This window comes from Methylobacterium sp. J-026 (assembly GCF_022829585.1).
Taxonomy (GTDB): Bacteria; Pseudomonadota; Alphaproteobacteria; order Rhizobiales; family Beijerinckiaceae; genus Methylobacterium.
The window spans coordinates 1-13,372 of sequence record NZ_JAKSYC010000166.1 but is presented as its reverse complement, the minus strand read 5'-3'; the positions used below and the strand labels follow the sequence as shown (position 1 = coordinate 13,372).

Here is a 13,372-nt window from a genome sequence, read left to right as displayed (position 1 = left end):
TCCCCTCAACTTGGCGTCCGAAAACGCCCGGCCAAAGCCTCGGCGTTGCGGGCGAGCAGCCCCATATCGGACCCCACCGCGGTGAACCGGGTGCCGGCGGCGATGTAGCGCTTGGCCAGCTCCTCGCTCGGGGTCAGGATCCCGGCCTGCTTGCCGGCCTTCCCGATCCGGGCGACCGCGTCCTCGATGGTGCGGACCACCTCGGGGTGACCCTGCTGGCCGAGATAGCCGAGGCTTGTGGAGAGGTCGCCGGGGCCGATGAACACCCCGTCCACGCCCTCGACCGCGGCGATCGCGTCCAGATTGTCCAGGGCACGGCGCGATTCGACCTGCACCGCCACGAAGATCTCGGCCTCGCAGCGGGTGTGGTAATCGGGAATGCGGCCGAACCGGGCGGCGCGGGGCGCCTGCGAGAAGCCGCGGATGCCCCGGGGGGCGTAGCGCGTCGCCGCGACCACCCGCCGGGCCTGTTCGGCATCGTCGATATTGGGGATCATCAGCGACTGCGCGCCGGCATCCAGGATGCGCTTGATGGTGATCGGATCATCGCTCGGCACCCGCACCATCGGGTGGGTGGGGCCCTCCATCATCGCCTGGAGCTGGGCGTAGATGTCCCGCAGGTCGTTGGCCGAGTGCTCCATGTCGAGGAGCAGCCAGTCGAACCCGGCCCCGGCGACGATCTCCGTGGAGATCGGGCTGGCGAGGCTGCACCACAGGCCGATCTGCTGGCGCCCCTCGGCGAGCGCCGCCTTGAAGCGGTTGGTGAGGCTGTCCATCGCGAGTCCCTCCCTGGGCACCGGGCGTCTGCGCGCCGTCCGGTGCCATCAGGCGCAGCCTTCCGCCCCGAGGTCAAAGCCAAAGGCTGGATCGATCGATGCGAGCGCGGCATCGATGCGCCCGTTGGGATCAGCCGGCCGGCATGTCCGACAGGATCGAGACCAGCTGCGCGATCAGGGGATCGTCCGCATCGCGCCGCCAGGCCAGGAGCAATTCGACCGGCCGCGGCGCGGACAGCGCGAGCGGGCGGAACACCACATCCGCGAAGCGCAGGCGCTCGGCCGCCGCCGGGACCAGGGCGATCCCCACCGCGGCCCGGACCAGGGCCAGGATCGAGTGGATCTGCGTCAGCTGCTGGACGATCCGCGGCTGGATCCCGGTCTCGACGAGCAGGTCGCGGGTGAGATCGTGGAAGTAGCGCGCCTCGTTCGGCGCGTAGCCGATCAGCGCCGCGCCACCGAGATCGCCGGGACTGAGCCGGTCGCGCGGCGCCAGGGGATGGGCCGCCGGCAGCGCGACCACCAGGGGCTCGGCCAGGACCCGGATCGCGGTCAGGTCCGGATGCGTCACCGGCGGACGCACCAGCGCGGCGTCGATGCGGCCGGCCAGCAGATCCGCGATCTGATCCTTGCTCACCATCTCGCGCAGGGCGAGGGTGACGTCCGGCAGCGTCCGCCGGACCGCGGAGACGAGGCAGGGCAGGACGTCGTAGGCCGAGGCCGCCGTGAAGCCGAGCTTCAGGACGCCCGCGCGTCCCGCCGCGACCTGCCGGGTCACATGGGTCGCGGCCTCGGCGAGGCGCAGGATCCGCTGCGCCTCGGGAAGGAAGCTGCGCCCGGCCGCGGTCAGCCGGACGGAACGGCTCGTGCGCTCCAGGAGCCGGACGTCGAGGATCCGTTCCAGCACCTGGATCTGTCGCGACAGGGGCGGCTGCGTCATGTTCAGGCGGGCCGCCGCACGTCCGAAATGCAGCTCCTCCGCGACGGCCGCGAAGCACCGGAGCTGGCTGAAGTCGAACATGGGGGCTCCGGTGCGCGCCGCGATGCGGGCCGGGAGCATAAGCCGTGTCCACCGCCGCGTCCCCGCGGCGACGTCAGTCAGGTCAGGCCGTGTACCGGTGGATTCGGCACGGCCCCGACACCCCGTCCGGTCAGCAGCTCAGCCGGCGGCCTTCCCGGCGCCCGAACGTGCGGTAATGCGCGGCCCCGGATTCCATCTGGCCGTTGGCGATGGCGCGGCGGACATCCGGATTGCAGCGCAGGTACTCGCGCTCGTCGAACTCGAAGGTGGCGCGCCCGCGATACTCGTCCCGGTCGCGATAGCCGCGATCCCGGTACTCGTCCTCGCCGCGATCCCGATAGACGCGGTCGCGGCCGCGATCGCCGTAATCCTCGTAATCGGGACGGGGCTGCGCCGAGACCGGGCCGACCACGCCCAGGATACCGAGGGTCACCGCGGCCGCTGTCAGAAGCGCCTTCATTGTTCCAGATCCTTCTTCCGGTGGCGTGAAACGCCTCGCACCGGGAATGGTTCGATCGGCTTGGCCGTGAGATCGAGCGGGCGGCCGGCGCCCGCCGATACGCGGCAGGCGGGCGGTTCAGAGGCCGGACGGCCATCCCGTGCGGTGCCGCCGCGGGGCAGGCCCCGCGGCGGATCGGCTTCACATCCGGTGCATCATGCGGTGGCGCATGTCGCGGCGCATCATGTGACGCTCCATCCGGTGGCGCATCATCCGGCGCTCCATGCGGCGGTGCATCATGCGGTGCTCCATCCGGTCCATCTGAACATGGGTGACCATGTCGGCGGGGGCAGCGGCGGCTCCGGGTCCGATCGGCGCGGCCGAAGCCGGCAGGGCGACGGCACTGCCGAAGACGGCGATCAGTGCGGCGGTGATGATCGTGGTGCGCAAGGGGGTGTCCTCTCTCGCCGCCGGTGAGGGCAGGCGTTTCCTCGAGACCGTTGGCGGGAGCAGATTCTCCCACGGGTCGGCGAGGAAGCCGCTTGCGGCCCGGATGGTTCCCACCGACCCGGCCGTGTTCGGGGCCGAGGGGGGCCGACGGGGGCCGACGGGGCGCCCACAGCCTGGACGGGGCGGGATGACGAAGGGTGCCGGGGCGGCCGGCGCGAATGCCGCAGGTGTCGCGGCAAGGATTCCGCAACCATCGGGTGAGAAAGCTGCCGTCTCAGCACCGCCGTCGGTGCTTCGGGGCGCGGTTCGCGCCGGTCGAACGGATCCGCGAGCGCCGATGCAGACAGACGCGCCTTCCCCGGTCGCGCCGCCGAGCCCCGCCGCGCCCCCGGCCACGGGCGAGCCGGCCCCCTGGGACGGAGCCGCCGGATTCGGCCAGTGGCGCCTCGATCCGCTCAGCCGCCGGGTGACCCGGTCGGCGGGGCTCGCGCGCCTGCTCGGGGCGCCGGAGGCGCGCGACCTCGCCTTCGAGGACCATTTCGCCTGCTACCATCCGGACGACCGCGCCGCCGTGACCGCGCGGGTCGAGGGGATCCTGTCCGGAAACCGGCCGGCGAGCCCCTATCAGGCACGGGCCCGCATCATGCGTCCGGACGGCTCGCACCTCGACGCGATCATCCAGGGCGTGCCCGAATTCGGACCCGACGGCACGCTCGTCGCCCTGCACGGCATGCTCCTCGACGTGAGCGACCTCGTCCGGTCCGAGCGGCGCGCCCACGAAACCGACCGGCTCCTGCACGGGACGCTGGACAGCATGGACCAGGGCCTCGTCGTGCTCGATGCCGAGCAGCGGGTCCGCGTGTTCAACCGCGCCGCCGCGGAGCTGCTCGACCTGCCGGGCGACGTGCTGCGCGCCGGCGTCGCCTTCCCGGACATCCACGCCTACCAGCGCGCCCGGGGCGACTTCGCGGCGGCGGAATCCGACCTGCGGCTCGGGCTGGTCGGCCGCGACCTGCGGGCGCTCCCGCCGCTGTTCGACTGGCGCCTGCCCACCGGGATCACCCTGGAGGTCCGCCGCTCGCCCCTCGCCGATGGCGGCGCGGTCCTGACCTTCAGCGACGTGACGCAGAACCGGATCGCCGAGGGCGCGATGGAGGAGAGCGAGCGCCGCTACCGGCTGCTCGCCGAGAACGCCACCGACATCATCATCTGGTCCGACCTGAGCACCTGCCGCCGCTACGTCTCCCCCGCCGTGCGCGCCGTCCTCGGCTACGATCCGGAGGCGCTGATCGGGACGCAGCCCCTCGCCGACGTCCATCCCGACGACGTCGCGGCCTACCGCGCCGTCCTCGACGGCCTGACCAGCGGCCGCACCGAACAGGCCCTGACCTGCCAGCGCTACCGGCACCGGGACGGCCACTGGGTCTGGCTGGAGATCTCCTTCAGCCTGACCCACGACGGGGTGACGGGCCAGGCGGATGGCTACGTCGCCACCCTGCGCGACGTGAGCGGCCGCAAGGCCGCGGAGGACGCCCTGCGCCTGAGCGAGGCGCGCTACCGGGCGCTGGCGGACGCGCTGCCGCAGCTCGTCTGGATCGCCGGCACGGGGACCGGGGAGGCGACCTACGTCAACCGGCGCTTCGAGGATTATTACGGCCCGATCGGCCCGTCGCGGGCCGCGCGGATCGCCCGCAACCATCCCGAGGACGCGGAGCGGATGGAGCAGCTGTGGTGCGCGGCGCGCGAACGGCGGACCGCCTACGAGGTCGAGGGGCGGCTGCAGCGGCACGACGGCGCCTATCGCTGGCACAAGCTCGTGCTCCTGCCGATCTGGCACGGGGAGACGATGGTCGGGATGCTCGGCACCGCCCTCGACATCGACGAGATCGTGACGGCGCGCCGCGAGGTCGAGGAGGCGAGCAGCCTGCTGCATCTGGCCCAGCAGGCCGCCAAGGCGGGCACCTGGCACCTCGACCTCGACACCGGCCGGATCGACTGGTCGGCGGAGAGCGCGCGCCTGCACGGCATCGAGACCGACCGGGATTACGGGCTCGACGCGCAGACCTGGCTCAGCCTGATCGATCGCCGGGACGGGGAGTGCGCCCTGCGGACCGCCGCCGCGGCCGCGGAGACGGGGGAGACCTTCTCGATCGAGTTCCAGGTCCCGACCGCGGAGGGCGGCGTGCGCTGGATCAACGGCGTCGGGCGCGGCGCCCCCGGGCCGGACGGCCGGACGCGGCGGATGATGGGCCTCAACATCGACGTCACCGCCCGCAAGGCCGCCGAGGCGGCGCTCCTCGCCGCCAAGGCCGCGGCCGACGCCGCGCGCCTGGAGGCGGAGCGGGCGAGCGCGGCCAAGAGCGAGTTCCTGGCGGCCATGAGCCACGAGATCCGCACGCCGCTGAACGGCGTGATCGGCTACGCCGACCTGCTCCTCGACGAGACGGACCTCGGACCGGTGGCGCGCCGGCACGCCGACCACATCCGCACCGCGGGGGCGGCGCTCCTGACGGTGGTGAACGACGTCCTCGACTACTCGAAGGTCGAGGCCGGGCAGGTCGAGATCGTGCCCCGGCCCTTCGCCCTCGAAGCGCTCATCGACAACGCGGTCTCGATCGTGCGCCCGTCGGCCGAGCGCAAGGGCCTCGCCCTCACCATCACCCGGACGCCGGGCCTGCCGGCCTGGCTCGAGGGCGACGAGGATCGCCTGCGCCAAGTTCTCCTCAACCTGCTCAACAACGCCGTGAAGTTCACCCCGGCGGGACATATCGGCCTGCGGGTCCTGGCCGGCCCCGGCGGTGGGGCCGGCGCGCCGACCCTGCGCTTCGAGATCGACGATACCGGGATCGGCATCCCAGCGGACAAGTGCGACCGGCTGTTCCGGCGGTTCTCGCAGGTCGACGGCTCGATCAGCCGCGAGTACGGCGGGACCGGCCTGGGCCTCGCCATCTCCAAGTCGCTGGTCGAGCTGATGGGCGGGACGATCGGCGTCGCGAGCACGGTGGGGCGCGGCTCGACCTTCTGGTTCGAGGCCGCGCTGCCCGAGACCGCCCCGGCGGCGCCCGCGGCGGCCTCCGCCTCGGCCCGTCTCAGCGCGACCGGCAAGCGCCTGCTCCTCGCCGAGGACGTGCCGCTGAACCAGGAACTCGCCCGGACGATCCTGGAACGGGCCGGGCACGCGGTGGACGTGGTGGGCGACGGCGTCGCCGCGGTTTCGGCGGTCCAGGCCCGGCCCTACGACCTCGTCCTGATGGACGTGCAGATGCCGGTGATGGACGGGATCGCGGCGACCCGGCGGATCCGCGCGCTCGGCGATGCACCGGGCCGCGTCCCGATCGTGGCGATGACGGCCAACGTCCTGCCGGAGCAGGTGGCCGAGCTGCGTGCGGCCGGGTTCGACGACCATGTCGGCAAGCCGTTCCGCGCGCAGACGCTGCTCGCCGCGATCGACCGCTGGACCGACCGGCCCGCGGAGCCGCCGTCCCCCGGCGGCACGATCGACCGCGCCGTCCTCGACGAGATGACCCAGATGATCGGCCGGGCGCGGATGAACGATCTGCTCGCGATGCTGGCCAAGGAGCTGTCCCAGCGGTTCGGCACCGCCGCGCCCGAGACGAGCCGCGACCGGCTCATGCTGGACGCCCACGCGATGGTGTCGGCGGCCAGCATGGTGGGCTTCGCGACGCTGGCCGAGACCTGCCGGGCCGTCGAGGCGGCCTGCCAGTCGGGGGCGGATGTCGCCCCGATGCTCGGCACGCTCCGGGACCGCACGGCGGTCACGATCGCCGAGATCAAGGCCCTGCGGGCGGCCTGATCCCGCCCGCGCGGCGTCGCGTGACTATACGGGCGATGCCGGATTGTGCTGGACGGCCCGGACCCGTCGGCGGTGGTGGTGCCGGCGCCACTTCAGCACGGCGTAGCGCAGCCTGCTGTAATAGGCGTACAGCCGCGAATTGCGGTGCTGCCGGTGGGCGAGACGGACGCGGGCGATCCGCGGCGGCACGGCCGCGTACCGGGCCACGGCCCTGTCCGGCGCGGCGGCGGGCTTCGCGTTCAGGACGGCGACCGGATCCACGTAATTGACCTTGCGCACGACCTGGGTCTCGCCGCAGCCGGTGCAGAGGGAGCCGTTGAGGCGCTGCCACATCAGCTGTTCCCGCGCCAGGACCCGCCGGTCATTGGCGTCCGACAACTCGACCGGCGCCCGCAGCAGCGTCGAGCGGCTGCCGAAATTGGGCTTGTTGAGGATGATGCCGAGATCATTAGGCACCTCCAGCATCGGCAACCTGACCTGCTTCGGCTTGCCGTAGCAGGTGGCCGGGAAGACGACCGTAGACGCCAGGAGGGACAGCACTGCGGATTCGAGTGCTAGACGGCGCATCCTAGTCTCCGAGCTGGGTGGACGCTATCACATAGCGCCAAATCGGCAGCTTCCCTACAACTAATTTGCGTTTAGAATATCCATCTGCGGGCTGCGGGTTCATGAACCCACGGTAAGCAATAATAATATGGCCACGCCTCAGTAGCGATTGCGGAGGATGGACAGGCGCAAGCGTTGCCGTAAGGCGTTCTCGACCCGTCCGGGCCGCGATCGGGGCCGCACTCTACCCACGAAGAACGGCGCGTCGGCAAAGCCTTGCCATGGACGTGCCCCCCGCGACGGCTCGCACCCGCCACCGCGGGGCGCGCGATCTCGCCGGAGGGGAAGCCGGCGGCGCAGACGTTTTGTGAGAGGCGCTTATTGGCAGACCAGCCTTTCTCGATCATCGACTTCCAGTTGAGACGGCCACGGGCACGGGGCGACACGGCGCAGGACCGCCCCGACCAGCGAGGGACAGTTCAGATGGACCAGGCGGCGGACGATGTCGTGTCGGAGGCGGCGCTCTGTGCGGCCCTCCAGGCCTCCGGCGGCGTCGGCTTCTGGACCTGGGACATCGCCAGGGACGATGCGCGCGCCGATCCGGTCAGCGCCCTGCTGTTCAACATCAGCCCCGCCCGGTCGCGCGCCGGGGTCAGCCTCGCGGAGATCCTGGAGGCGGTCCATCCGGACGACAAGGCGCACATTGCGCAGGTGATCCTGGATTGCGTCGAGTCCGGCGGCTCCTACGCGGCCGAGTACCGCGTCTGCTCGCCGGCGGGTCGGCTGCGATGGGTGTTCACCCGCGGGCATTTCTACCTGGACGAGGCCGGCCAGCCGACCACGGGCCGGGGGGTGATCGTCGAGATCTCGGACAGCAAGTCCGCCGGCACCGCCTTCGCCCAGCGCGACGGCGCCAGCATCGACGACGCCCTCAACCGGACCGCCGACCTGTGCCTGTCGCTGCACAACGCGGTCTCGCAGCTCGACGACGCAGGCATGCAGGCGCTGACCGAGACCCTGCTGCTGGAGATCGGCCGGCACCTGGCGGCGCGGCAGCGGATCGCGCACGACACCGCACTGCACTGACCGGGCCCGCGGGTCCCGGCGCCGCGTCGCGATGCGCGGCGCCCTCGGCCGGAAGGGCCGCCCCGGCGCTCAGAACGGGTAGTAGCGCAGGGAGGTCAGGCCGGTGACGAGGTGGTTGGAGGGGGTGATCCCGAAGGCGCCCCGGAACGCGTCGCGCTCGGTGTAGGAGACCTGGGCGCCCGCCACGAGGCGGCCGTAGCCGCCCTTGTACAGGTCGTGCCAGAAGCCGCCGGTGATCTGGCGGATGTCCCGGGTCTCCGCCTGGCAGGTCCCGCTCGCCGCCCCCTCGACGTCGCAGCCCGTCACCACCAAAGTGGGCGATCCGTAGCCCGTGGCGTTCGGCGCGCCCGCCCGGGACGCGTGCTCCCAGCCGGCATAGAGGTAGACGTCGGTGCCCGGCTGGACGTGGGCGACCGCGCCGGCGAGCAGCTGGAAGGCCGGGACCGGCGCGATCGAGCCGTCGGCCTTCAGGGCGAAGTCGGGCAGCTGCGCCGAGCCGTAGCGGCCGATGCCCTGGCCGACGAGGCCGCTGACCTGGAGATCGAGGCGCTTGTCGATCACCGGCAGGGTCGCGGCGCCGCCGATGCCGTAGCCCACCGCGGTGTCGGAGTGGCCGGGGAGACGGGTCGCGGTGGTGAGGGTGGTGGGGCTCAGCCGGTCGTCGAAGAAGCGCACCAGACCCTTCAGCTCGAAATGCCCGAAGCCCGGCTCGATGGCGAGCTTGCCGATGAGGTCGGGGACGCTGCTGTTCGAGTAGGTGGTGGAATTGTTGAGCAGGCCGGCCGCGTCGCCGGTGTTGTTGACATTGACGAGGCTGGGCGCCGCGAAGGGGCTCGGCGGCAGGACGCTCTGGGGCGATTCCGCCGACAGGCCGGCCCACAGGCCCGGGGCGATGTCCTTGACGACGCGCACCTGCGGGTTGCGGGTCCAATTGAAGCCCGGCACGTACTGGGCGTCGATGGTGAGCGGGATCTGCTCCTTGAGCGGCGTGATGCCCGACAGGTCCGTGGTGACCAGGCTCCAGGCCTGGCCGGCGAGCACGTGCCAGCCGCTATCGAGGGCGTCGACAGTTGTAAAAATCTGCCGGACGCGGGGCGTGTAGCTGTTGCTCTCGCGCGAATTCGAGGTGGTGCCGGCCGCCAGGAAGTCGATCTCGTAATAGCCCGAGATCTGGAGCGTCGGCTCGACCCGGGCGGTGAACAGCCCGCTCAGCCGGCTCTGCCGGGCGGAGAAGCGGAACTCGCTCTCGCGGGACTGGGGGCTGTTGCGGAACGGGATGCCGTTGAAGTCGGTGGCGGTGTCCGAGACCGTGTTGGGGTTGCGGAAGATCCCGGCCAGCTCGACGAAGCCCCCCGGGGTGAAGCAGATCGCCGGCCCGAGCGCGTAGCTGCCGGCGTTGCAGACGAGGTCGTTGGCGAGGATCACCGGCGTGTGCTCGCTCACCCCCGGCCGGGCCCCGCCGGGACCGCCCGCCTGCGCGACGCGCTGCTGGTGCTCGGTCCGGGCGGCGAGGCGGGCCTGATCCCGCGACAGGACCCGGCGCTCCCGGGTCTCACCGGCGAGCGCCGCCCTCTGCGCGCCGGACTGCCGGCGCAGGGCGGCGAGTTCCTGCTGCATGGACAGCATCTGGCGCTGCATCGCGTCCATGCGCGCGGCCATCTCGGCGACGGTCTGGGCCCGGGCCGGACCGGCTCCGAGACCGGCCGTGAGACCGAGGGCGAGACCGGTCGCCGCCGCGGTGGCGTGGGCGCTCGGCAGGTTCAGGCGCAGCATCGGTCCTCACCCAACGGGGTCGGGGATCCCCGGGCGGGATCCGCGGCGAACAGCCCGAGGTTGTGGGATGTGGCATACGACGCTCGCATGACGTTTCCCCGCGGGGTACCCCGGAGGCGGGGGAAAACGCCGGCCGGCGACCGGTTCCGACGCGCTGTGGCGCCGCCGCCACGGTCACTAACCCCTTGTCGTCACACGAATTCGTTGGTTCGGCCCGGCGCGGCGCCCCCCGCTCACCGCCGCGCCGGGCCGAAGCGGGCCGGCGACCCGGATGGGAACGGGCCGCAGGGAACTTGGCCGTGCCGAGCCTGCGTTCTCTGGTTGTACGGGCCTCAAATCCCGCAGCTTAACAAAGGTATCGGCCATGGCCACCGACACGCACGAGATCTACGTCACCGCCCTCAAGAACACCCATGCCGTCGAGATGCAGGCGCTCCAGATCATGGAGCGCCAGGTCGAGCGCCTGGAGCATTATCCGGAGATGGAGCAGGCCCTGCGCCGCCACATCGCGGAGACGCACGGCCAGCGCCAGCGCCTGGAGGAGGCGCTCCAGAGCCTGTCCGAGAGCCCCTCGGCCCTCAAGGAGGGGTTTCTGGGCTTCGTGGGCAACATGATGGCCCTCGGCCACGCGCCGGCCCAGGACGAGATCCTGAAGAACACCTACGCCAACCACGCCTTCGAGAACTTCGAGATCGCGGCCTACGAGTCGCTGCTCGTGATCGGCGACGCGGGCGGCCAGCAGGGCCATCGAACGGCCTTCCAGCAATCGCTGAAGGAGGAAGAGGGCATGGCCGCGGCGGTGCGCTCGCTGATCGGGCCGACCACCGAGCGCTACATCAAGCTCACCACCGCCGGCGCGAAGGCCGACCGGTAGGGGCTTCCGGCGGGATCCGCGACCAGACCGACCGTGACGGAACCGGCCGGGCTGCGAGCGTTCGGCCAGTCATGGCCAAGCTCAGGCGAGATCAGGCCGGACCGCCCCCGAGGGCCTTCCGGTTTCCGGACACGCGACACCCGCCGATCCCGACACGAAAAACAGTCCCGGCGGGCGAACCTGTGGCGGGGGTGACCGTTATGTCTCCAAACACGGTTCCGGAGGACAGGTTATGGCCAAGCACGAGATCCTCGGCTACTTCGAGCACCGCCGCGACGGAGCCTGGGTCTGCGTCCGGCCCTTCACCCTGACGACCCGGGACGCCAGCGTCGACATCCGCCAGGGGATGCGCTTCGATTACGGCAAGCGGGTCGGCGGCGTCGACCTCGCGGAATACCTCGAGCGGCTGGGCTCGCAGTTCGGCTCGTAGGGCCCGGGCGGGGGCCGTCCCCCGCCGAGCCCGTTCAGCCTACGAGGCGCCGGACCCGGGTCCGGCGCCTCGCGTCGTTTTAGGCCCCGCCCCATTGCATCGTCAGCCCGCCATCGACCACGAGAGTGTGGCCGGTGACGTAATCGGACGCGTCGGAGGCGAGGTAGAGGATCGCCCGGGCGATCTCCTCCGGCTGGCCGGCCCGGTGCCACGGGATCCGCTCCAGAGACCGGTCGAGCACCTCCGTCTTCTCGAAGCGGTCGGCGGTCATCGGGGTCTCGATCAGGCCGGGGGCGACGTTGTTGACGTTGATCCGGTCCTCGGCGAGTTCCCGCGACAGGGACCGGCACAGGGAGCCGAGCCCCGCCTTCGACATGCCGTAGGGGGCGCTCTCCGGGGTCGGCAGGTGCTGGGCCACGGAGGAGACGAACACGATCTTGCCGTTGCCGCCCTGTGCCCTGCGCATCTTGATGAACGGGCGCGCGCAGAACAGCGGCCCCATCAGGTTCACCCGCAGGATCCGCTCCAGCAACGCGTCGTCCATCTCGGCGACCGGCACGCCGCTCATCGCCTGCCCGGCATTGGCCACCAGCACGTCGAGGGTGCCGAACTCGCTGCCGATCCGGTCGAAGGCGGCCGTGACGGCAGCCGGATCGCCGACATCGAGCTGGAGCACCAGCGCCCGGCGACCGGCGGCTTCGACCCGGGCGGCGGTCTCGCGGATGCCGGCCTCGTCGGTGTGGTAGGTGATCGCCACGTCGGCGCCTTCGCGGGCGAACAGCTCCGCGGTCGCCTGCCCGATCCCGGAATCGGCTCCGGTGATCAGGGCACGGGTATCGGTCAGGGTCATCGTGCTTCCTCGCAGGCGCGCCGCGGTCGCGGCCGGATGCCGGGGCAATGGGCGCCGCCGGACCCGGTTCCGCACGCGCGCACCGGCCGCAGGCGCCGCGCGGGGGAACCCGCGTCGCGCCCTCTCTTTGACGCTCCGCGTCCGCATGGCCTACTGAGGACCCATGTCCGTCGATGACACGATCCAACTGGTCGCGGAGGAGTGCGCACCCGACACGCGCAGCCGCATCCTCACGGCGGCGGACGCGTATTTCCGCGAGATCGGCTACCAGAAGACGACGGTGGCCGACATCGCCCGGACGCTGAAGATGAGCCCGGCCAACGTCTACCGCTTCTTCGAATCGAAGAAGGCGATCAACGAGGCGGTGCTGGAGCGCCTGATCGGCGAGGTCGAGGCGCTGATCTCGGAGATCGCCGACCGGCCGGGCCTCGACGCCACCGCGCGGCTCGTGGCGGCGATCGAGACCCTGCACCGCGACTGCACCCGCCGCTGCGAGGCGTTCCCCCGGCTGCACGAGATGATCGAGGCGGCGATGGCGGAGAGCTGGGAGGTCTGCCGCCACCACGTCGCCCGGATCACCGCCGGGTTCGAGCGCATCATCCGCGACGGCGTGGCGCGCGGCGCGTTCGAGGCCGCGGACCCGGCTCTGGCGGCGGCCTGCATCCACGCCGCGATCGCCCGCTACACGCATCCGGTGCTGGTCGGGACGTCGATGCTCCAGCCGGTGCCGCCCGTGGAGGCCATGACGGCGTTCCTGCTGCGGAGCCTGGCGCCGACGGCACCCCGACCGTAGCGCGCCGGACGCGAATCCTGTTCCGACGGCGCCCGGCCTGCTTCCGCTGCCGCGAAGGCCCGCCGAGGCTGCTGCCGTGACACGGCGTTCTCCCGTACCGGGCGATTTCGGGACGCCTCTCCGAGGCTGCTTCGCAGCACCTCGGGATGAGGAGAAGATCGGGATACACGTCCGTCAAAAGCGTCACGCGCCGGCGATCGCGCCGTCAGACCGGCGCTCCGGCGGCACGTCTATTCGGAGGCCGCCCCGGCTTCCGGCGCCGGCTCGGAGGCGCTCGGCTGCGGGCCGTCATAGCCCTCGATCACCAGGATCTCGGCCTCGACGCCGCCGCGCTGCTTGGCCTTGGCGGCCTGGTAGAGGTCGGAGTTCCAGCAGGCGAGGGCGTCTTCGTAGCTCGGGAACTCGATCACCACGTTGCGCGACCGGGCCTGGCCCATCACCGCCTCGTGGGCGCCCCCGCGCACGAGGAAGCGGCCGCCGAACTTGGCGAAGGCGGCACCGTTGGCCGCCACATAGTCCT

13 protein-coding genes are annotated in these 13,372 nt (G+C 71.8%); 5 read left to right on the top strand and 8 right to left on the bottom strand.

What is annotated here, in order from left to right; genetic code table 11:
* Window positions 1–5: 5 nt before the first annotated feature.
* From MKK69_RS15835 to MKK69_RS15820, 4 genes are all read right to left on the bottom strand, one after another.
* Window positions 6–776, bottom strand: a complete 771-nt coding sequence (locus MKK69_RS15835; protein ID WP_243969276.1) for an HpcH/HpaI aldolase family protein — start codon at window positions 774–776, stop codon at window positions 6–8.
* A gap of 130 nt (window positions 777–906) precedes the next feature.
* On the bottom strand, window positions 907–1,797 hold the full coding sequence (locus MKK69_RS15830) for a LysR family transcriptional regulator (protein ID WP_243969275.1): 891 nt from the start codon (window positions 1,795–1,797) through the stop codon (window positions 907–909).
* Window positions 1,798–1,927: 130 nt separating this feature from the next.
* Window positions 1,928–2,257: a hypothetical protein gene (locus MKK69_RS15825; RefSeq protein ID WP_243969273.1), complete on the bottom strand. Its 330-nt coding sequence runs from the start codon at window positions 2,255–2,257 to the stop codon at window positions 1,928–1,930.
* 180 nt (window positions 2,258–2,437) lie between these two features.
* Entirely contained in the window at window positions 2,438–2,686 is a 249-nt protein-coding gene (locus MKK69_RS15820; RefSeq protein ID WP_243969271.1) for a hypothetical protein, read from the bottom strand.
* Window positions 2,687–3,023: 337 nt separating this feature from the next.
* Here MKK69_RS15820 and MKK69_RS15815 point away from each other — a divergent pair, with 337 nt between their 5' ends.
* Complete coding sequence (locus tag MKK69_RS15815) at window positions 3,024–6,500, top strand: PAS domain S-box protein (RefSeq protein WP_243969269.1); 3,477 nt, start codon at window positions 3,024–3,026, stop codon at window positions 6,498–6,500.
* Window positions 6,501–6,524: 24 nt separating this feature from the next.
* Here the strand turns inward: MKK69_RS15815 and MKK69_RS15810 are convergent, their stop codons facing one another.
* Entirely contained in the window at window positions 6,525–7,067 is a 543-nt protein-coding gene (locus MKK69_RS15810) for a hypothetical protein (protein WP_243969267.1), read from the bottom strand.
* A 462-nt stretch (window positions 7,068–7,529) separates the two neighbouring features.
* Here MKK69_RS15810 and MKK69_RS15805 point away from each other — a divergent pair, with 462 nt between their 5' ends.
* Complete coding sequence (locus MKK69_RS15805; protein ID WP_243969265.1) at window positions 7,530–8,132, top strand: PAS domain-containing protein; 603 nt, start codon at window positions 7,530–7,532, stop codon at window positions 8,130–8,132.
* Between the two features lie 69 nt (window positions 8,133–8,201).
* On the opposite strand, the gene MKK69_RS15800 is transcribed toward MKK69_RS15805, so the two are convergent.
* On the bottom strand, window positions 8,202–9,905 hold the full coding sequence (locus MKK69_RS15800; RefSeq protein ID WP_243969263.1) for a hypothetical protein: 1,704 nt from the start codon (window positions 9,903–9,905) through the stop codon (window positions 8,202–8,204).
* A 364-nt stretch (window positions 9,906–10,269) separates the two neighbouring features.
* Here MKK69_RS15800 and MKK69_RS15795 point away from each other — a divergent pair, with 364 nt between their 5' ends.
* Together MKK69_RS15795 and MKK69_RS15790 are read left to right on the top strand one after the other, a co-directional pair.
* A complete protein-coding gene (locus MKK69_RS15795) occupies window positions 10,270–10,779 on the top strand; it encodes a ferritin-like domain-containing protein (protein ID WP_243969262.1) in 510 nt (169 codons plus the stop codon).
* A 232-nt stretch (window positions 10,780–11,011) separates the two neighbouring features.
* Window positions 11,012–11,209 (top strand): hypothetical protein, encoded by a 198-nt coding sequence (locus MKK69_RS15790; protein ID WP_012318739.1) that lies wholly within the window; start codon window positions 11,012–11,014, stop codon window positions 11,207–11,209.
* Window positions 11,210–11,288: 79 nt separating this feature from the next.
* Here MKK69_RS15790 and MKK69_RS15785 read toward each other — a convergent pair whose 3' ends face one another.
* Window positions 11,289–12,059: an SDR family NAD(P)-dependent oxidoreductase gene (locus tag MKK69_RS15785; protein ID WP_243969260.1), complete on the bottom strand. Its 771-nt coding sequence runs from the start codon at window positions 12,057–12,059 to the stop codon at window positions 11,289–11,291.
* Window positions 12,060–12,222: 163 nt separating this feature from the next.
* On the opposite strand from MKK69_RS15785, the gene MKK69_RS15780 reads away from it, so the two are divergent.
* Window positions 12,223–12,852, top strand: coding sequence for a TetR/AcrR family transcriptional regulator (locus MKK69_RS15780; RefSeq protein WP_243969258.1), 630 nt, complete (start codon window positions 12,223–12,225; stop codon window positions 12,850–12,852).
* Between the two features lie 230 nt (window positions 12,853–13,082).
* Here MKK69_RS15780 and MKK69_RS15775 read toward each other — a convergent pair.
* The coding region (locus MKK69_RS15775; RefSeq protein WP_243969256.1) for a DUF1330 domain-containing protein at window positions 13,083–13,372 on the bottom strand (290 nt) is incomplete at its 5' end.

Bases quoted from the DNA above. Each gene is read 5' to 3' on its own strand.
- MKK69_RS15835 (WP_243969276.1), bottom strand. From the start codon at position 776: ATGGACAGCCTCACCAACCGCTTCAAGGCGGCGCTCGCCGAGGGGCGC.
- MKK69_RS15830 (WP_243969275.1), bottom strand. From the start codon at position 1,797: ATGTTCGACTTCAGCCAGCTCCGGTGCTTCGCGGCCGTCGCGGAGGAG.
- MKK69_RS15825 (WP_243969273.1), bottom strand. From the start codon at position 2,257: ATGAAGGCGCTTCTGACAGCGGCCGCGGTGACCCTCGGTATCCTGGGC.
- MKK69_RS15815 (WP_243969269.1), top strand. From the start codon at position 3,024: ATGCAGACAGACGCGCCTTCCCCGGTCGCGCCGCCGAGCCCCGCCGCG.
- MKK69_RS15810 (WP_243969267.1), bottom strand. From the start codon at position 7,067: ATGCGCCGTCTAGCACTCGAATCCGCAGTGCTGTCCCTCCTGGCGTCT.
- MKK69_RS15805 (WP_243969265.1), top strand. From the start codon at position 7,530: ATGGACCAGGCGGCGGACGATGTCGTGTCGGAGGCGGCGCTCTGTGCG.
- MKK69_RS15800 (WP_243969263.1), bottom strand. From the start codon at position 9,905: ATGCTGCGCCTGAACCTGCCGAGCGCCCACGCCACCGCGGCGGCGACC.
- MKK69_RS15795 (WP_243969262.1), top strand. From the start codon at position 10,270: ATGGCCACCGACACGCACGAGATCTACGTCACCGCCCTCAAGAACACC.
- MKK69_RS15790 (WP_012318739.1), top strand. From the start codon at position 11,012: ATGGCCAAGCACGAGATCCTCGGCTACTTCGAGCACCGCCGCGACGGA.
- MKK69_RS15785 (WP_243969260.1), bottom strand. From the start codon at position 12,059: ATGACCCTGACCGATACCCGTGCCCTGATCACCGGAGCCGATTCCGGG.
- MKK69_RS15780 (WP_243969258.1), top strand. From the start codon at position 12,223: ATGTCCGTCGATGACACGATCCAACTGGTCGCGGAGGAGTGCGCACCC.